This is a genomic window from Streptomyces sp. NPDC102490 (assembly GCF_044765285.1).
GTDB lineage: Bacteria > Actinomycetota > Actinomycetes > Streptomycetales > Streptomycetaceae > Streptomyces.
Window position 1 is genome coordinate 179,033 of sequence record NZ_JBIWJU010000002.1, and the last position, 15,770, is coordinate 194,802.

Genomic DNA, 15,770 nt, shown 5'->3' on the forward strand with positions numbered 1-15,770 from the left:
CGGCCCTGCGGCCTGTCCCCCTCCCGCGCCGGTGCGCTCAGTCCGCGATCGGCAGGTACACGCGGTTGCCCGCCGCCGCGAACTCCTTCGACTTCTGCGCCATGCCCTCCTCGATCTCGCCCTGGCTGCCCCCGTGCTGCCGGCGGATGTCCTGCGAGATCTTCATCGAGCAGAACTTCGGCCCGCACATCGAGCAGAAGTGGGCCGTCTTGGCGGGCTCGGCCGGCAGGGTCTCGTCGTGGAACTCCCGTGCCGTGTCCGGGTCGAGGGCCAGGTTGAACTGGTCCTCCCACCGGAACTCGAACCGGGCGTCCGACAGCGCGTCGTCCCACTCCTGCGCACCCGGGTGACCCTTGGCGAGGTCGGCGGCATGGGCGGCGATCTTGTAGGTGATGACGCCGGTCTTGACGTCGTCACGGTTGGGCAGGCCCAGATGCTCCTTGGGCGTGACGTAGCAGAGCATGGCCGTGCCCCACCAGGCGATCATCGCGGCACCGATGCCGGAGGTGATGTGGTCGTACGCCGGCGCGACGTCCGTCGTCAGCGGGCCGAGCGTATAGAACGGAGCTTCATCGCAGATCTCCTGCTGAAGGTCGATGTTCTCCTTGATCTTGTGCATCGGGACATGTCCCGGGCCCTCGATCATGGTCTGTACGTTGAAACGCTTGGCGATCCGGTTGAGTTCCCCGAGGGTGCGCAACTCGGCGAACTGCGCCTCGTCGTTGGCGTCCGCGATCGACCCCGGGCGCAGGCCGTCGCCGAGGGAGTACGTGACGTCGTAGGCGGCGAGGATCTCGCAGAGTTCCTCGAAGTTCTCGTAGAGGAACGACTCCTTGTGGTGCGCCAGGCACCACGCCGCCATGATCGAACCGCCGCGCGAGACGATGCCGGTCTTGCGGTTCGCGGTCAGCGGTACGTACGGCAGGCGCACGCCGGCGTGGACCGTCATGTAGTCCACCCCCTGCTCGGCCTGTTCGATCACGGTGTCCTTGTAGATCTCCCAGGTCAGCTCCTCGGCCCGGCCGTCGACCTTCTCCAGCGCCTGGTAGAGCGGCACGGTCCCGATGGGAACGGGGGAGTTGCGCAGCACCCACTCGCGGGTGGTGTGGATGTTGCGGCCGGTGGAGAGGTCCATGACCGTGTCGGCGCCCCACCGGGTCGCCCAGGTCATCTTGTCGACCTCCTCCTCGATGGAGGACGTCACCGCCGAGTTGCCGATGTTGGCGTTGACCTTCACCAGGAACCGCTTGCCGATGATCATCGGCTCGATCTCGGGGTGGTTGACGTTGGCGGGCAGCACGGCCCGGCCCGCGGCGATCTCCTCGCGGACCACGTCCGGCGAGACGTTCTCCCGGACGGCCACGTACTCCATCTCCGGCGTGACCTCGCCCCGGCGTGCGTACGCGAGCTGCGTCACCGCGGTGCCGTCCCGGCCCCGGCGGGGCTGACGCGGCCGGCCGGGGAAGACGGCGTCGAGGTTGCGCAGGCCGCCGCGCGGCGCGGTGTGCTTGATTCCGTCGTCCTCGGGGCGGGCGGGACGGCCCGCGTACTCCTCGGTGTCACCGCGGGCGATGATCCAGTTCTCCCGCAGCGGGGCGAGGCCCCTGCGGACGTCGGTGTCGACGAGCGGATCGGTGTACGGGCCCGAGGTGTCGTACAGCGTGACCGACTGCCCGTTGGTGAGGTGCACCTGACGGACCGGCACCCGCAGATCGGGGCGCGAGCCCTCGACGTACGCCTTGTGCCAGCCGATGGACTTCCCGGCCTCCGTGGTCTCCGCGGTGTCCTCCTGGGCGGAGTCCTGCGTGGAGTTCTGTGCGGAATTCTGTGCGGAGGCAGGCGTGCGTGCGTCCTTGATGGTCATGAGACCTACTCCCTACGCCGGCATTACCCGGTAACAGGTTCGGCGGTCGACGCAGCGGCTTCCGTCCGGCGGCGCTTCGTGGGATACGTCACTCGACTTCGATGACGTTTCCCGTGAAACATCGCTGGGACGGAGGTCAGCGCCCTCTCAGCCCGGTGCTCCGAGCTCCCGCGTGTACAAAGGTGCCTCCACGCTAACGCCCATTCGGGCGCGGTGAACAGAGGGCCCCCCTTGTTCTTGCGATGATCGGGCGGTGACCACACCGCAGCATCCCTCCTTCCCGCCGCGTCGGCCCCGCCGCGGACCGAACGCCGAAGAGGGCGACGGCCGGGCAGCCGACCACGCCCCCGTCGTCGCTCACGGCGCGAGCGACGGCAGACCTGGGGCTGGTCACGGGCACACGCACGCCCACGGACCTGCGGCTCCCGTGTCCCGGCATCTGCGGAAGGTCATCGCCGCGATCCTGATCCCCTTCGGCGCGGCCGTGCTGGTCGGACTCGCGGTGCTGTGGCCGGGCGGCGCACCGTCGCACGAGCGCACCGGAGTCGGCTTCGACCGCCAGACCCAGCAGGCCACCGTCACCAAGGTGGTCGAGCTGAGCTGCCAGTCCGTCAACGCCTCGGGTGGCACCCCGACCGGCGACACGTCCACCGCCGAGGGCTCCTCCGCGGTGCAGCAGGCGAAGGGCGAGTGCAAGCGGGCGACCATCCGGGTGGACACCGGCGACGACAAGGGCCGGACGTTCGAGGAGATCGTGCAGCCGGACCAGTCACGGCAGTTGCACGAGGGTCAGGAGGTAGTGGTCGCCTACGAGCCCTCCGCGCCCAAGGACCTGCAGTACTCGGTGACCGACATCAACCGCCGGCTCCCGCTGTCCCTGCTCGCGGGCATCTTCGCCCTCGCCGTCGTGGTCGTCGGACGGCTGCGCGGCCTCATGGCGCTGGTCTCGCTGGCCATCAGCTTCCTGCTGCTGAACTTCTTCATCCTGCCCGCCATCCTGCAAGGATCGAACCCCCTGGTCGTGGCGGTAATCGGGTCCAGCGCCATCATGCTGATCGCGTTGTACCTGTGCCACGGGCTGTCGGCCCGCACGTCCGTGGCGGTGCTCGGCACCTTGATCTCACTGTTGCTGATCGGTGTGCTCGGGTCGATCTTCATCGGTTGGGCCGCGCTCACCGGCAACACGGACGACAACACCGGCCTCATCCACGGCCTGTACCCGTCGATCGACATGAGCGGTCTGCTGCTCGCCGGGGTCATCATCGGTTCGCTCGGTGTCCTCGACGACGTGACGGTCACGCAGACGTCGGCGGTCTGGGAGCTGCACGAGGCCAACCCGACGATGGGCTGGCGCGGCCTGTACCGCGCGGGCATCCGCATCGGCCGCGACCACATCGCCTCGGTGGTGAACACGCTGGTCCTGGCCTACGCGGGCGCCGCGCTGCCCCTGCTGCTGCTGTTCTCGATCGCGCAGAGCGGGGTGGGGACGGTCGCCAACAGCGAACTGGTCGCGGAGGAGATCGTGCGGACGCTGGTCGGCTCGATCGGCCTGGTGGCGTCCGTGCCGGTCACCACGGCCCTCGCCGCCCTGGTCGTGTCGGCGGACCGGCCGGCCGGAGGAGCGGCCCCGGCGGCGGGCGCCACAGCGGCCACGGGTCCGGGTGCCCCCGCCCGTGGCGGGCGGGGCCGGCGCCGCAAGCACTGAGGCACCCGGCGAAGCGTTACGCCCCCGCCACGGGACTGCCGTAACGGTTCAGCCCGCGCTCTGTTCCTCCGCCAGGATGCGGTCCAGGGCTTCGTCGAGGTGGCTGTCGAAGTCGGCGAGCGCACCCTCCTGGCCCAGGGGCACCAGCTTGTCGGTGCGGTCGAGGAAGGCCACGAGGGGCGCCGCGGAGGAGCGGAACAACGCCTGGTCGCTGCCGACCTGAAGACGGATCAGCACCTCGGCCAGGGGCTCGGGGTCGACCGGTGCGATGCGCACATCACCGTCGCCGCACGGCCGGCCCACCCCGTCGACCAGCAACTCCCGCCCGAAGGCCCAGGTCACCGGCGCGTCTCCGGGCAGATGGAAGGTCAGGCGGACGGCATAGGGATCCCGGGTCTCGTAGCGCAGCTCCACCGGGATGCGGAAAGAGAGCTCCTCGGACACGAGAAAGCTCATCATGACCTCCGCCTGTACGGACTCGCCCATTCGCCTACCCCGTCATTCGCCGTCGACTGTCCGGGAATCAAACCTCTAACACTGGTGGCATCTTGCTCAACGTACACACCAGATCACAAGGAGTGAGTTTTCAGATACTGATAGAGAGCGCGAGCGAGCCCAGCCGCCGCCCCACCTCGTTCTGCAGGCGCTGGGCCGCGGGCAGCAGCCGGTCCGCCTGATGCAGGGGCAGTGAGATGGCCATCGTGGCGGCCGTGGTGCCGACCGTGATGGGGATCGCCGCGCAGACCGTGCCCAGCGCGTACTCCTGGCGTTCGATCACCGGCGTCATCCGGCGCATGCGTTCCAGCCGCCTCAGCAGACTGTGTCCGTCACGCACCGTGTACGGCGTGATCGGCTGCACCGGGTAGCGGTCCAGGTGGTCGCGGCGGGCGTCCTCGTCGAGCTGGGAGAGCAGGCATTGCCCGATGGCGTGCGCGTGCCCCGTCTCGCGGAAGTCCGCCCACTCCTCGACCGCCGGATTGCCCGGGGTGTCGGAGACGCACATCACCTCGATCTCGCCGTCCCGGTACATGGCGTAGTACACGGGGACGCCGATCGCGTCCCGCCAGCGCGCCATGGTGTCCACCACCGTGCTGCGACGTTTCTGCTCGGCCCCGCTGCTGCCCAGCCGCTCGGCGGCCTCACCGAGGAAGAACAGCCCCTTGTCCCGGTGCAGATAGCCCTCGTGGACCAGGGTGCGCAGCAGGTGGTACGCCGTGGGCAGCGCCAGCCGCGTCTCGCGGGCCAGTTGTTTGGCGGGGGCTCCGTACGGGTGCTCGGCCACGCACTCGAGCAGGCGCATCGCCCGCTGCACGGAGCCGATGAGCGTCGCGGACGGCGGGTCGGCGACGGACGGTGTGGGGGGTGTCCCGGGCGTCGAGCAGGGCTGCACGGGAAGGGTGTGCAGCTGAGCGAGTGCGGTGTCAGCCGTGGCCAAGGGTCACTCCCGGAACGCGAGGTGGCAGCCCGTGCGGAGAACACGGGTGGGGGTGTGCGCCGTTCGCGAGGTCGCCCCCGCGTGGAGTTCCGGACTCTAACCGCCGGTCACCGCTCACCGACGGCCCGTCCGGGAAACTTCCCTCGCCCGAGGGAACCGGTGGTTCCTGTTACCGCCACCGGTGTCCCACGGCTCTCACCAGTCGCTGCGCGACGACGAGCTCGACATGAACTTGCGTACGACGTAGATCAGTCCGCCGACGAGCGCGACGAAGACCAGCAGCTTGAACAGCAGTCCGATCACGAACCCGACCACGCTGGCGATCAGTCCGCCGAACACGACCAGGGCGATGACCGGCACCGCGATCCACTTCACCCACCACGGCAGTCCCGTGAAGATCTCTCGCATCGCCCTTGCCCTTACCTTTCGGGGAATCCTGGGGAGTCCTCTGATGTCCTGCACTCGATGCTAGGGCGGCGAGCGCCGCGACAGGGGCCTCGCATCCCTTGTCTCCCCCTGACCGGTCCCCTAGGGAATCCCGGGGCCGGGCCTCAGCTCTCCGGCGGAGAGAACACCACCAGAACCCGCAGGTCCTCGCTGATGTGATGGAACTTGTGGGCGACCCCGGCCGGCACGTAGACCACGCTGCCGCGGGCGACCTGGGTGGTCTCCATGCCGACGGTGATCGCGGCCCGGCCGCTCACCACGAAGTACACCTCGTCCTGCGCGTGCGGCTTCTGCGGGTCGCTCGTCCCCGCGTCGAGGGCGTACAGGCCGACCGACATGTTCCGCTCCCGCAGGAACTGCAGATAGGCACCGTCGTTGGCGGCGCGCTCCGCCTCCAGTTCGTCCAGCCGGAATGCCTTCATCGCCTCGTCCGCCCCTGCCTCACCGTTCGGGTCCGATCGCATCTGCCACGATCAGACACATGAAGAATTTCCTAGTCAAGACGATCGCCAACGCGGGCGCCCTCGCGGTCGCCGTGTGGCTGCTCGACAAGATCACCCTGACCGGCGGCAGCACCGGGGAGAAGGCGGTCACCCTGATCGTGGTCGCCCTGGTGTTCGGACTGGTCAACATGGTGGTCAAGCCGCTCGTACAGGTGCTGACCTTCCCGCTGTTCATCCTGACCCTCGGCCTGTTCACGCTGGTGGTCAACGCGCTGATGCTGTTGCTCACGTCGTGGGTGGCCGACAAGCTCGACCTGAGCTTCCACGTCGACGGTTTCTGGACCGCCGTCCTGGGCGGCCTGATCATCTCGATCGTCTCCTGGGCCCTCAACGCGTTCCTGCCCGACGGGGACTGATCCCGATGACCTACCGCGTCTGTTTCGTGTGCACGGGCAACATCTGCCGCTCCCCGATGGCCGAGGCCGTCTTCCACGCGCGCGTGGCGGACGCCGGGCTCGACGACTTGGTCGAGGCCGACAGCGCCGGCACCGGCGGCTGGCACGAGGGCGAGGCCGCCGACCCGCGCACCGTGGCCGTCCTGGCGGAGCACGGTTACGTTCTCGACCACACGGCCCGGCAGTTCCAGCAGTCCTGGTTCTCCCGCCTCGACCTGGTCGTCGCCCTCGACGCGGGGCACCTGAGGGCCCTGCGGCGTCTCGCCCCCACGGAGCGGGACGCGGCCAAGGTGCGCCTGCTGCGGTCGTACGACCCCGCCGCCGAGGACGGTGACCGGGATGTCCCGGACCCGTACTACGGGGGCCAGGACGGCTTCGAGGAATGCCTTGAGATGGTGGAGGCGGCGAGCACCGGACTGCTCACCGCGGTACGCGAGCACGTGGAAGGACGGGCGGCATGAGCGATTCCGGTACGAGCGGCAGCGCAGGCACCGGCACGGGGAGGGCCGCTTCCGGCCCCGGCGACGGCACCCGCGCGGTGCGGGCCGGGCTGCCCGAAGCCGTCAAGCACGAGCCGACCCTGCCCGGCCCGGTGTTCGCCGCCCACTTCCACCTGCCGGGCGACCCGACCGGTCCGTACACCTACGGCCGCGACGAGAACCCGACCTGGACCCACCTCGAGAGCGCCATCGGCGAGCTGGAGGCGCCCGGAGAGGACGGCGTGGAGACACTCGTCTTCGCCTCGGGCATGGCCGCGATCTCCTCAGTGCTCTTCTCCCAGCTGCGCGCCGGCGACACGGCCGTCCTGCCCGACGACGGCTACCAGGTGCTGCCGCTGGTCCGCGCGCAGCTGGAGGCGTACGGCATCGAGGTGCGCACCGCGCCGACCGGCCAGGACGCCCAGCTCGACGTCCTGGACGGGGCGAAGCTGCTGTGGCTCGAGACGCCGTCGAACCCCGGGCTCGACGTGTGCGACGTACGGCGGCTCGTCGAGGCGGCACACGCGCGCGGTGCCCTGGTCGCCGTCGACAACACCCTCGCCACCCCGCTCGGGCAGCGCCCGCTGGAGCTCGGCGCCGACTTCTCGGTGGCCAGCGGCACCAAGCAGCTCACCGGCCACGGCGACGTCCTGCTGGGCTATGTCACCGGCCGCGACGCCGGGGCGATGGCCGCCGTACGGCGCTGGCGCAAGATCGTCGGCGCGATTCCCGGGCCCATGGAGGCGTGGCTCGCCCACCGCTCGATCGCCACTCTCCAGCTGCGGGTGGACCGGCAGGACGCCACCGCGCTCAGGGTGGCCGAGGCGCTCCGGGCGCGGCCGGAGATCACCGGCCTGCGGTACCCCGGGCTGCCCGACGACCCGTCCCACAAGGTCGCCTCGCAGCAGATGCAGCGCTACGGCTGTGTCGTCTCCTTCACGCTGCCCTCGCGCGCGCGTGCCGATCGTTTCCTCGACGCCCTGCACCTCGTCGAGGGCGCGACGAGCTTCGGCGGGGTGCGGTCCACGGCGGAGCGGCGCGGGCGCTGGGGCGGTGACGCGGTGCCGGAGGGCTTCATCCGGCTCTCGGTCGGCGCGGAGGACCCGGACGACCTGGTGGCGGACCTGATGCGCGCGCTGGACGAGACGGCGGACTGACGCCGGTGCACGGACGGTCCGAGCCTCCCCCCTCGTGGCTCGGACCGTCCTCCGGTTCCGCGCGCGAAGAACCGCGCGACCAAGGCTAGTTGACTCAGTGTCAGTGTCCAATCACGGTAGCGACAGCGACCTATCGACTTATTTATAGTTGGGCACGGCCGACCGGGCCGGGGTGGGGTTGAACGGAAGAGGGGACGGTTTCCGTGGATCTGGCCTTGCTCCGCACCTTCGTCACCGTGCACCGGGCCGGTTCCTTCACCCGCGCTGCCGCTCTGCTCGGCCTCTCCCAGCCTGCTGTCACCTCGCAGATCCGCACGCTGGAGCGCCAGCTCGGCCGCCCGCTGTTCCTCCGGCAGGCCCGCGGCGTGATCCCGACGACCATCGGCGACGAACTCGCCCACAAGACCGCGCCGCATCTCGACGCCCTGGTGGAGATCGCCGAGACGGGGCTGACGGACGACTCCGCGCTGCGCACCCTGCATCTGGCCGGACCACCCGAATTCACCGCCGAACGGGCGCTGCCCGCGCTCACCGAGCTGACCGGCGAGGACGGCCGGGCGCTCGCCCTGCGCGCCTCGTTCGGGAACGCCGAGGAGACCCTGGACGGCCTGGCCGCCGGGCACCACGATCTGGCCATCGGCACAGCTCGCCCCCGCGGCACACTGCTCACGGCGACACCGCTCTGCGACGAGGTGCACGTCCTGGTCGCCGCGCCCGCCTGGGCGGAGCGTGCGGGGGTCGAAGACCTCCGCGACACCGATGCGCCCGCCCTCAAGCACGTCCCCGTGGTCGAGGTGCACGAGTCACTGCCCTTCGTCGCCCGCTACTGGGCCTCCGTCTTCGACGCCCGGCCGTCCGCTCCGGCCACGGTCGTCGCCCCCGACCTGCGTGCGGTCCTCACCTGCACGGTCGCGGGCGCGGGGCTCGCCGTCCTGCCCCGCTATCTGTGTGCGCGGGCGCTGGAGCGCGGGGACGTCGTTGCCCTGTACGACCCACCCGTGCCGCCGCTGCGGACGTACTTCCTGGTGGTGCGCACCGGCACGTTGGCGATGCCGCACATCGCCCGGGCCCACGAGTGGCTGCTGCGCGCGGCCGCCGACTGGAACTGAGCCGGCGCCCTCACCAACCGGACGCGATCACGATGTTTCACGTGGAACAAGCCGGGCCACATTTCTCCCATGACCGTCCGACCCGTGGTCAAGCGCACCGCTCGCGCCGTCCTGCTGGACGACGACCACCTGATCCTGATCAAGCGGACCAAGCCCGGCGTCGATCCGTACTGGGTCACCCCCGGCGGCGGGGTGGAGCCGGACGACACCACCGTCGTGGACGCCCTGCACCGTGAGGTGTACGAGGAACTCGGCGCCAAGATCAGCGACGTGGTGCCCTGCTTCGTGGACACCGTGGAGCACATCGGCGAGGACGCCGACGCGACCGGCGTGAAGGTGCAGCACTTCTTCGTCTGCCACCTGGAATCCATGGACCCGTCCCTGCGGCACGGCCCCGAGGTCGACGAGCCCGCCGGTGAGTACGAGATCGTCAGAGTGCCGTTCACCCGGGTCGGGATCGCCTCCGTCCATCTCGTGCCGCTGTCGCTGCGGCATTACCTGGACGGCAACATCGAGGGGGTGCGTGCCCTGCACGCTCCCGACCTCGGCTGAACCGGCATGGCCGAAAGCCCGCATGTTCCGCCGGAAAGAGGTGGACGCGGACGGTCGCCGTCGGACAGCCTGACCTGCGTGCCGACACCTTTCCTCGCCTCTGCTCCGATCCGCCGTCTGACGCTCCGCGATCTCACCGCCTGCGCCGACCTGTCCGAGGACCGGGGGTGGCCGCGCGAGGAGCACAAGTGGGGATTCCTCCTCACGGCCGGCAAGGGATACGGCATCGACGACCCCGGCGGTGGTCTCGTCGCCGCCTGCACCGTCACCGAGTACGGACCGCAGGAGCGTCCCGCACTCGCCGCCATCGGCATGGTGCTGGTCGCCGAGCGGCACGCCCGCCAGGGCGTCGGCCGCCGGCTGATGCGCCACGTCGTCTCCGCCCTGGCCACCGTTCCGCTGACCCTGCACGCGACGCCGTACGGCCGGCCGCTCTACGAGGAGCTCGGCTTCAAGGTGACGGGTGGGGCGGAGATGGTGCGCGGCCGTTTCGTGCCGGGCGGGCCGGAACCGAAGGCCGTCACCCGCGCGGCCACCGCCGAGGACCTCACCGCGATCCTCCGGCTCGACGAGGACGTCTTCGGCACCGACCGCACCCACATCGTCACGCGCCTGCCCGCCTTCGCCGACCAGCTGCGCGTCGCCGAGGAGGACGGCCGGATCATCGGGTACGCCGCGGCCTGGCCGAACATGGACACCCACGTGGTGGGCCCGCTGATCGCCCGGGACACGGATACGGCCAAGGCCCTGATCGGCTCGCTCGCCGCCCGCACCGACCGACCGCTGCGCACGGACATCGACGTACGGCACGAGGAACTGCTCGCGTGGGTGAAGGAGCGCGGCCTCTCCAGGGTTGCCCCCAACGCGGTCATGACCTACGGGATCACCGAGCTCCCCGGGGACTGGTCCCGGCGGTTCGCGCCGCTGACGGTCGCGGCGGGCTGACGCCGGGACGGTCCGTGCCGCCGGTGTCGGGCACGGGTCAGTCGAGCGCCCGCACGGCGGCCGAGGCGAAGCCGTGGTCCTGCTCGGGGGCGCCGCCGCCCACCCCGATCGCGCCGATCAGCCGGCCCTCCCGGTGCACGGGCACGCCGCCCGCGATGAACAGCAGCGGCCGGTCGAGGGCGGTGGGCAGGGTGTGGAAGAGGCCTCCGGGCTGCACGGCGTCGACGAGGTCAGCGGTGGGGGCGTTCAGCTGGAGCGCCGTGTAGGCCTTGCGCGTGCTGGTCTCGCCGGAGATCAGCACGGCGCGGTCGTCGCGCCGGAAGGCGAGCAGGTGGCCCCCGGCGTCGAGGACCGTGACGCTGACGGTGACGCCGGCCGCCTCGGCGGCACGGTGGGCGGCGGCGACCAGCTCTTCGGCGTCCTGGATCGTCAGCGGGGCGACAGCGGTGGTGCTCATGGGTCTTTCTCCTTGGTTGTGCCGAGTGGTGCGGTGCCTCGGTGGTCGTCGAGGCGGTGCGGGGCCGTGGGACACGGGGACGGCCCTGGCTCCGTGTCCCCGGGGCGGGGGTGGGTCGTTCAGTGGTGGACGGCGGTGGCTCGCTGCTCGGCCGGCACGGAACCCGTGACGACCGTGCCGGGAGCACTCCCGCGCCGTTCCAGGGCGGCCGAGAGAACGGCGAGGACCAACGCGGCAGCGGCGAGCACGGCACCGACCCAGTTGGGGGCGGTGTATCCGAAGCCCGCGGCGATGACGACACCGCCGAGCCAGGCGGAGAGCGCGTTGCCGAGGTTGAAGGCGCCGATGTTCACCGCGGAGGCCAGCGTCGGGGCGCCGTGGGCGTGGTCCAGGACGCGCTTTTGCAGCGGGGGGACGGTGGCGAAGCCCAGGGCCCCGATCAGGACGACGGTCACGGCGGACGCGATCTTGTTGTGTGCGGTGACGGTGAAGAGGGCCAGTACGACGGAGAGGGCGCCCAGGGAGACGTACAGCATGGGCATCAGGGCCCGGTCGGCGAACCGGCCGCCGACGAGGTTGCCGCCGACCATGCCGAGGCCGAAGAGGACCAGCAGCCAGGTGACCGAGCCGTCGGCGAACCCCGCGACACGGGTCATCATCGGCGCGATGTAGGTGATGGCCGCGAAGACCCCGCCGAAGCCGAGGACGGTCATGGCCATCGCGAGCAGGACCTGCACGTTCTTGAACGCGGCCATTTCGTGGCGCAGCCGCACGCCTTCGGCCCTGGGCACGTCGGGGACCAGCTTGGCGACTCCGGCCAGGCCGACGACCCCGAGCGCGGCGACGACGGCGAAGGTGACGCGCCAGCCGGCGGACTGCCCGATCAGCGTGCCCAGCGGTACGCCGACGACATTGGCGACGGTCAGGCCGGTGAACATCATCGCGATGGCGCCGGCCTTCTTGTCCGGGGCGACCAGACCGGCCGCGACGACCGATCCGATGCCGAAGAAGGCGCCGTGGGCGAGCGAGGCGACCACGCGGCCGATCAGCATGACGGAGAAGGCGGGGGCGAGGGCGGAGAGCAGGTTGCCGACGATGAACAGGCCCATCAGCAGCATCAGCATCCGCTTGCGCGGAACCTTGGTGCCGAGCACGGTCATCAACGGGGCGCCGAACATCACGCCGAGCGCGTAGCCGGTCACCAGGTAGCCGGCGGTGGGGATGGAGACCCCGTAGTCGCTCGCGACCTCGGGCAGCAAGCCCATGATCACGAACTCGGTCGTTCCGATCCCGAAGGCCCCGATCGCGAGGGCCAGAAGCGCGAGAGGCATGGAGGGGTACACCTTCCCAAGTGATTGCAGGAGCGCTTTGGGTTCGCCCACAATAATTGCAGACGCGGGCTATATGCAAGCGACGACTATTGCGGAGCTGGTCTACCCTGGTCTCAGCCGCTCCTGGACGGAGGAACCACATGACAGCGACGGACCCCGCGCTCACCGCCCTCTCCCAGGGCTGGTGCGCCCTCTCCCTGCTGCACGGGAGGATCGAGGCACACATCGAGCGCGCTCTGCAGACCGGGCACGACCTGAGCGTGCGCGAGTACTCCCTGCTCGACGTCCTCAGCCGGCAGCACGACGGCGACGGAGGGCATCTCCAGATGAAGCAGGTCGCCGACGCCGTCGTCCTCAGCCAGAGCGCGACCACCCGGCTGGTCACCCGGCTCGAGGACCGGGGTTTGCTGGAGCGCTACCTGTGCCCCACCGACCGTCGCGGCATCTACACCAACGTCACCGCGACGGGCCTGCGGCTGCTGGAGGAGGCGCGTCCGACCAACGACGCCGCCCTGCGCGAGGCCCTCGACGAGGCGGCCGCCAACCCCGACCTGGCCCCGCTGGTGCGGGCGGTGGAGACCCTGAAGGCACCGGTGCCCGCCTAGAGCGGGTTCTAGAGTGCGGTCATGGCAGATCTCGAAATACGCCCCACCACCGCCGAGGACATCCCGGCGGTCGTCGCGATGCTCGCCGACGACCCGCTGGGCGCACAGCGCGAATCACCGGACGATCTGGCACCGTATCTGGCCGCGTTCGAACGACTCGGGGCCGACCCGAACCAGCACCTGGTGGTGGCCGTCCGCGACGACCGTGTCGTCGGCACGCTCCAGCTGACGATCGTCCCGGGACTGTCCCGACGCGGCGCCCTCCGTTCGATCGTCGAAGGGGTACGCATCCATGGCGACGAACGCGGCAGCGGACTGGGCACACAGCTCATCGAATGGGCGATCGACGAGTCCCGGCGGCAGGGATGTCACCTGGTGCAGCTCACCTCCGACAAGACCCGTACCGACGCTCACCGCTTCTACGAGCGTCTCGGCTTCACGGCCTCGCACACGGGCTTCAAGCTCCAGCTCTGAGGGCAGGGCTCCCGCTACCCGCCCTCACGACGCGCGGCCCTGTTTCACGTGAAACAGGGCCGCCTCACAGGGACGGCTGCTAGCCGATCCCCCGCCATCCCTCCGGGTCCACTCCGCCGGGCACAGCGGCGCCCTCCTCGTACGGCTGACGCGTGAAGACGAACGACCCGAGGTCCAGGTGGCTCACGGTGCCGTCCGGACGCCTCACCGCACGCAGCGACTCACCCGCGTAGTACCCCTCCAGTCCCGTCCAGCTGCCGTCACCGTTCGGCCGGAAACGCGAGCGGCGTCCCTGGCCCGACAGCGGCCCCAGGGAGACCCCTCCGTCGGACGTCAACCGCAGGGCGAAGGCGTGCGTCCCCCAGTACCACTGCCCCGCCAACTCCAGTACGGAGGAGTCGACCTCTCGCAGTGGCCGCCACGGTTCGGGGATGCGGGGCTCCGCCTCGGCGACGATGCGCACGAGGTCGGCCCCGACCCCGGCGAGCCGTGGCCCGGAGGTGCAGTTGGTCAGGACGACCGCGGCCACGTCGTCCTCCACCCCGATGGTGAGGTTGGCCAGGAAGCCCGGCAGGGAGCCGGAGTGCCCCACGAGCAGCCGCCCGCCGCGGCTCTGGATCTGCAGGCCCAGTCCGTACGCCGCACCGTCCACGACGTCCGCGGCCTCGACCGGTGCGGCGGGCTCCCGCATCTCCCGCACGGTCTGCGCCCCGAGCACCGTGTCGTCCCCCTGCGTCAGAAAGACGGCGAACCGCGCCAGGTCCCCCGTGGTGGACCAGAGCTGGCCGGCCGGGGCCATCCGTCCGAGGTCCTCGGCGGGCTCCGCCAGCATCACATCGGCCCAGGGATGCACCGCCCAGCCACCGGCATGCGGGGCACTGGGCCGGGTGGCCGTACGCTCCAGCCCCAGCGGGTCCAGCACCTCCCGCCGCAGCACCTCTTCCCACGGAGCGCCCCGCAGCTTCTCGACCAGCGCGCCGAGCAGGGTGTAGCCGGGGTTGGAGTAGTGGTGGCGGCGGCCCACCGGGTGCAGCAGCGGCCGTTCGCCCAGCACGTCGGCCAGCTCGGGGCGCAGCGAGCCCGGCGTCCGCTCCCACCAGGGCGCCGGTGACTCGGCGGCCAGCCCGCCCGAGTGCGCGAGCAGCTCGGCGATCGTGGCCTCCCCCACGCCGGTGCCCGGAAGATGCTTCTCCAGCGGGTCCCCGAGATCGAGCAGGCCCTCGTCGCGCAGCCGAAGGACCAGGACCGCGGTGAACGTCTTGGTGATCGAGCCGATCCGGTACTGCACGTTCTCGTCCGGACCGTGCCCGTCGACCGAGGTCCGCGCACCGTGCCACACGGTCCGCCCGCCCCGGACCACCGCCGCCGCGAGGGACGGCGTACGCCCTTCGGCCTGCGCCACGGCGATACGGTGCGTCAGCGCCCGGCGGGTGGCGGGGAGCAGCTCTTCCTGAGGTGTCGTCATGTGCCCAGTCCACCGGCCGGCACCCCACACGTCGAGCCGATTTCCCGTGGCACCGTCTCCGTTCGGGGAGAAGAACGCACACCCGGGCAGATCCTCATGTGCCGCCGGCGGTCAGGTGCTGATGGTGGCAACGGGGTCGACGTGATAGTTGCGGGCATAGCCGTTCTCGGTACCGACGAGGATGTCGACAACCTCGAAGTAACGGTCCCAGAACGGGGTTTCGCGCAGGCGTCGATGAGGAGCTGGTAGGCGTGGTGGTCGTCCGCCTCCCAGACCAGGCACCGGGCGTCTCGTTCCGGCTCCGAGCCGAGGAGTGGGAGGCCGGTCCGGCCCTCCGCGACGGCCGGATCGATCTGGAGATCGGATCCATCGACCACGTGGACCCGGAGACCCAGGTCGAAGAACTGGTCACGCTGCGGATGGTGGCGGCCGTCCGCCCGGGGCACCCCCTCGCCGAAGAAGCCCTGGACCCGGCACGGCTCGCTGCCGCCGAACATGTCGTCGTCAGCCGACGAGGCCGGTTCACCGGCCCTCTCGACAGCGCCCTGGCCGAACGGAACCTCCAGCGGCGCGTCACCGCCGTCCTTCCCAGTCACCTGGCGGCGATGGCCCTCGCGGCCCGCAGCGACGTCGTATGCCTCGTCCCCGCCGCACTCCCCGGCAACCCCGAATCACCCCTCACCCACACCGCCACCGCCCTGGGCCTGCGCCTCCTCGACGTACCCCTGCCGCTGCCGCCCCTGGCCATCGGCATGGCCTGGCACCCCCGCCACACAGCCGACGGAGCCCACCACTGGCTCCGCAACGCTGTTCGCCACACACTGCGGGCACCCGGGACCACCTGACG

At 70.7% G+C, this 15,770-nt stretch carries 17 protein-coding genes, 2 pseudogenes and 1 riboswitch; of the genes and pseudogenes, 10 read left to right on the plus strand and 9 right to left on the minus strand.

The window, feature by feature from the left end:
• Positions 1-37: 37 nt before the first annotated feature.
• Positions 38-1,864: a phosphomethylpyrimidine synthase ThiC gene (thiC, locus tag ACIRGB_RS04280; protein WP_403858477.1), complete on the minus strand. Its 1,827-nt coding sequence runs from the start codon at positions 1,862-1,864 to the stop codon at positions 38-40.
• Positions 1,857-2,046, minus strand: a riboswitch (TPP riboswitch). It overlaps the preceding gene by 8 nt.
• A 71-nt stretch (positions 2,047-2,117) precedes the next feature.
• Between thiC and ACIRGB_RS04285 the strand changes: the two genes are divergently transcribed.
• Positions 2,118-3,569, plus strand: coding sequence for a YibE/F family protein (locus ACIRGB_RS04285; protein WP_403858479.1), 1,452 nt, complete (start codon positions 2,118-2,120; stop codon positions 3,567-3,569).
• Between the two features lie 48 nt (positions 3,570-3,617).
• Here the strand turns inward: ACIRGB_RS04285 and ACIRGB_RS04290 are convergent, their stop codons facing one another.
• The 4 genes from ACIRGB_RS04290 to ACIRGB_RS04305 all read right to left on the minus strand — a co-directional run bounded on the left by ACIRGB_RS04290 (position 3,618) and on the right by ACIRGB_RS04305 (position 5,873).
• Positions 3,618-4,055, minus strand: a complete 438-nt coding sequence (locus ACIRGB_RS04290; protein WP_007388906.1) for an SsgA family sporulation/cell division regulator — start codon at positions 4,053-4,055, stop codon at positions 3,618-3,620.
• 100 nt (positions 4,056-4,155) lie between these two features.
• A complete protein-coding gene (locus tag ACIRGB_RS04295; protein ID WP_403859294.1) occupies positions 4,156-4,881 on the minus strand; it encodes an IclR family transcriptional regulator in 726 nt (241 codons plus the stop codon).
• Between the two features lie 318 nt (positions 4,882-5,199).
• Positions 5,200-5,412, minus strand: coding sequence for a DUF5326 family protein (locus ACIRGB_RS04300; protein WP_007388908.1), 213 nt, complete (start codon positions 5,410-5,412; stop codon positions 5,200-5,202).
• Between the two features lie 143 nt (positions 5,413-5,555).
• Complete coding sequence (locus ACIRGB_RS04305; protein WP_386931749.1) at positions 5,556-5,873, minus strand: cupin domain-containing protein; 318 nt, start codon at positions 5,871-5,873, stop codon at positions 5,556-5,558.
• Between the two features lie 59 nt (positions 5,874-5,932).
• On the opposite strand from ACIRGB_RS04305, the gene ACIRGB_RS04310 reads away from it, so the two are divergent.
• The 6 genes from ACIRGB_RS04310 (at position 5,933) to ACIRGB_RS04335 (ending at position 10,591) form a co-directional block, all read left to right on the plus strand.
• Positions 5,933-6,310 (plus strand): phage holin family protein, encoded by a 378-nt coding sequence (locus ACIRGB_RS04310; RefSeq protein ID WP_403858482.1) that lies wholly within the window; start codon positions 5,933-5,935, stop codon positions 6,308-6,310.
• Positions 6,311-6,315: 5 nt separating this feature from the next.
• Positions 6,316-6,810: a low molecular weight protein-tyrosine-phosphatase gene (locus ACIRGB_RS04315; protein WP_403858484.1), complete on the plus strand. Its 495-nt coding sequence runs from the start codon at positions 6,316-6,318 to the stop codon at positions 6,808-6,810.
• A complete protein-coding gene (locus tag ACIRGB_RS04320) occupies positions 6,807-7,985 on the plus strand; it encodes a cystathionine gamma-lyase (protein WP_403858486.1) in 1,179 nt (392 codons plus the stop codon). Before ACIRGB_RS04315 ends, ACIRGB_RS04320 begins: the two co-directional genes overlap by 4 nt.
• A gap of 203 nt (positions 7,986-8,188) precedes the next feature.
• Positions 8,189-9,094: a LysR family transcriptional regulator gene (locus tag ACIRGB_RS04325; RefSeq protein WP_403858488.1), complete on the plus strand. Its 906-nt coding sequence runs from the start codon at positions 8,189-8,191 to the stop codon at positions 9,092-9,094.
• A 69-nt stretch (positions 9,095-9,163) separates the two neighbouring features.
• Positions 9,164-9,646 carry an NUDIX domain-containing protein gene (locus tag ACIRGB_RS04330; RefSeq protein WP_403858490.1) on the plus strand — a complete coding sequence of 161 codons (483 nt, stop codon included), beginning with the start codon at positions 9,164-9,166 and terminating at the stop codon, positions 9,644-9,646.
• A gap of 78 nt (positions 9,647-9,724) precedes the next feature.
• Positions 9,725-10,591, plus strand: a complete 867-nt coding sequence (locus ACIRGB_RS04335) for a GNAT family N-acetyltransferase (RefSeq protein ID WP_403858492.1) — start codon at positions 9,725-9,727, stop codon at positions 10,589-10,591.
• Positions 10,592-10,628: 37 nt separating this feature from the next.
• On the opposite strand, the gene ACIRGB_RS04340 is transcribed toward ACIRGB_RS04335, so the two are convergent.
• Both ACIRGB_RS04340 and ACIRGB_RS04345 read right to left on the minus strand, forming a co-directional pair.
• A complete protein-coding gene (locus ACIRGB_RS04340) occupies positions 10,629-11,048 on the minus strand; it encodes a heme-binding protein (RefSeq protein ID WP_403858494.1) in 420 nt (139 codons plus the stop codon).
• A 119-nt stretch (positions 11,049-11,167) separates the two neighbouring features.
• The gene (locus tag ACIRGB_RS04345; RefSeq protein ID WP_403858496.1) at positions 11,168-12,379 is read right to left on the minus strand and encodes an MFS transporter; all 1,212 of its coding nucleotides are present in this window, start codon (positions 12,377-12,379) and stop codon (positions 11,168-11,170) included.
• Positions 12,380-12,519: 140 nt separating this feature from the next.
• Here ACIRGB_RS04345 and ACIRGB_RS04350 point away from each other — a divergent pair, with 140 nt between their 5' ends.
• Entirely contained in the window at positions 12,520-12,984 is a 465-nt protein-coding gene (locus tag ACIRGB_RS04350; protein ID WP_403858498.1) for a MarR family winged helix-turn-helix transcriptional regulator, read from the plus strand.
• A 21-nt stretch (positions 12,985-13,005) separates the two neighbouring features.
• A complete protein-coding gene (locus tag ACIRGB_RS04355; RefSeq protein ID WP_403858500.1) occupies positions 13,006-13,458 on the plus strand; it encodes a GNAT family N-acetyltransferase in 453 nt (150 codons plus the stop codon).
• 79 nt (positions 13,459-13,537) lie between these two features.
• On the opposite strand, the gene ACIRGB_RS04360 is transcribed toward ACIRGB_RS04355, so the two are convergent.
• On the minus strand, positions 13,538-14,923 hold the full coding sequence (locus tag ACIRGB_RS04360; RefSeq protein ID WP_403858502.1) for a serine hydrolase domain-containing protein: 1,386 nt from the start codon (positions 14,921-14,923) through the stop codon (positions 13,538-13,540).
• Between the two features lie 111 nt (positions 14,924-15,034).
• Positions 15,035-15,198, minus strand: a pseudogene (locus ACIRGB_RS04365) (darcynin family protein); the annotation flags it as partial.
• Here ACIRGB_RS04365 and ACIRGB_RS04370 point away from each other — a divergent pair.
• Positions 15,199-15,768, plus strand: a pseudogene (locus ACIRGB_RS04370) (LysR substrate-binding domain-containing protein); the annotation flags it as partial.
• Between the last annotated feature and the right edge of the window lie 2 nt (positions 15,769-15,770).

What these genes read in the sequence shown, in the direction of transcription:
- ACIRGB_RS04340 (WP_403858494.1), bottom strand. Translation starts at nt 11,048, where the DNA reads ATGAGCACCACCGCTGTCGCCCCGCTGACGATCCAGGACGCCGAAGAG.
- ACIRGB_RS04305 (WP_386931749.1), bottom strand. Translation starts at nt 5,873, where the DNA reads ATGAAGGCATTCCGGCTGGACGAACTGGAGGCGGAGCGCGCCGCCAAC.
- ACIRGB_RS04315 (WP_403858484.1), top strand. Translation starts at nt 6,316, where the DNA reads ATGACCTACCGCGTCTGTTTCGTGTGCACGGGCAACATCTGCCGCTCC.
- ACIRGB_RS04360 (WP_403858502.1), bottom strand. Translation starts at nt 14,923, where the DNA reads ATGACGACACCTCAGGAAGAGCTGCTCCCCGCCACCCGCCGGGCGCTG.
- ACIRGB_RS04345 (WP_403858496.1), bottom strand. Translation starts at nt 12,379, where the DNA reads ATGCCTCTCGCGCTTCTGGCCCTCGCGATCGGGGCCTTCGGGATCGGA.
- ACIRGB_RS04300 (WP_007388908.1), bottom strand. Translation starts at nt 5,412, where the DNA reads ATGCGAGAGATCTTCACGGGACTGCCGTGGTGGGTGAAGTGGATCGCG.
- ACIRGB_RS04355 (WP_403858500.1), top strand. Translation starts at nt 13,006, where the DNA reads ATGGCAGATCTCGAAATACGCCCCACCACCGCCGAGGACATCCCGGCG.
- ACIRGB_RS04330 (WP_403858490.1), top strand. Translation starts at nt 9,164, where the DNA reads ATGACCGTCCGACCCGTGGTCAAGCGCACCGCTCGCGCCGTCCTGCTG.
- ACIRGB_RS04290 (WP_007388906.1), bottom strand. Translation starts at nt 4,055, where the DNA reads ATGGGCGAGTCCGTACAGGCGGAGGTCATGATGAGCTTTCTCGTGTCC.
- thiC (WP_403858477.1), bottom strand. Translation starts at nt 1,864, where the DNA reads ATGACCATCAAGGACGCACGCACGCCTGCCTCCGCACAGAATTCCGCA.
- ACIRGB_RS04350 (WP_403858498.1), top strand. Translation starts at nt 12,520, where the DNA reads ATGACAGCGACGGACCCCGCGCTCACCGCCCTCTCCCAGGGCTGGTGC.
- ACIRGB_RS04320 (WP_403858486.1), top strand. Translation starts at nt 6,807, where the DNA reads ATGAGCGATTCCGGTACGAGCGGCAGCGCAGGCACCGGCACGGGGAGG.
- ACIRGB_RS04310 (WP_403858482.1), top strand. Translation starts at nt 5,933, where the DNA reads ATGAAGAATTTCCTAGTCAAGACGATCGCCAACGCGGGCGCCCTCGCG.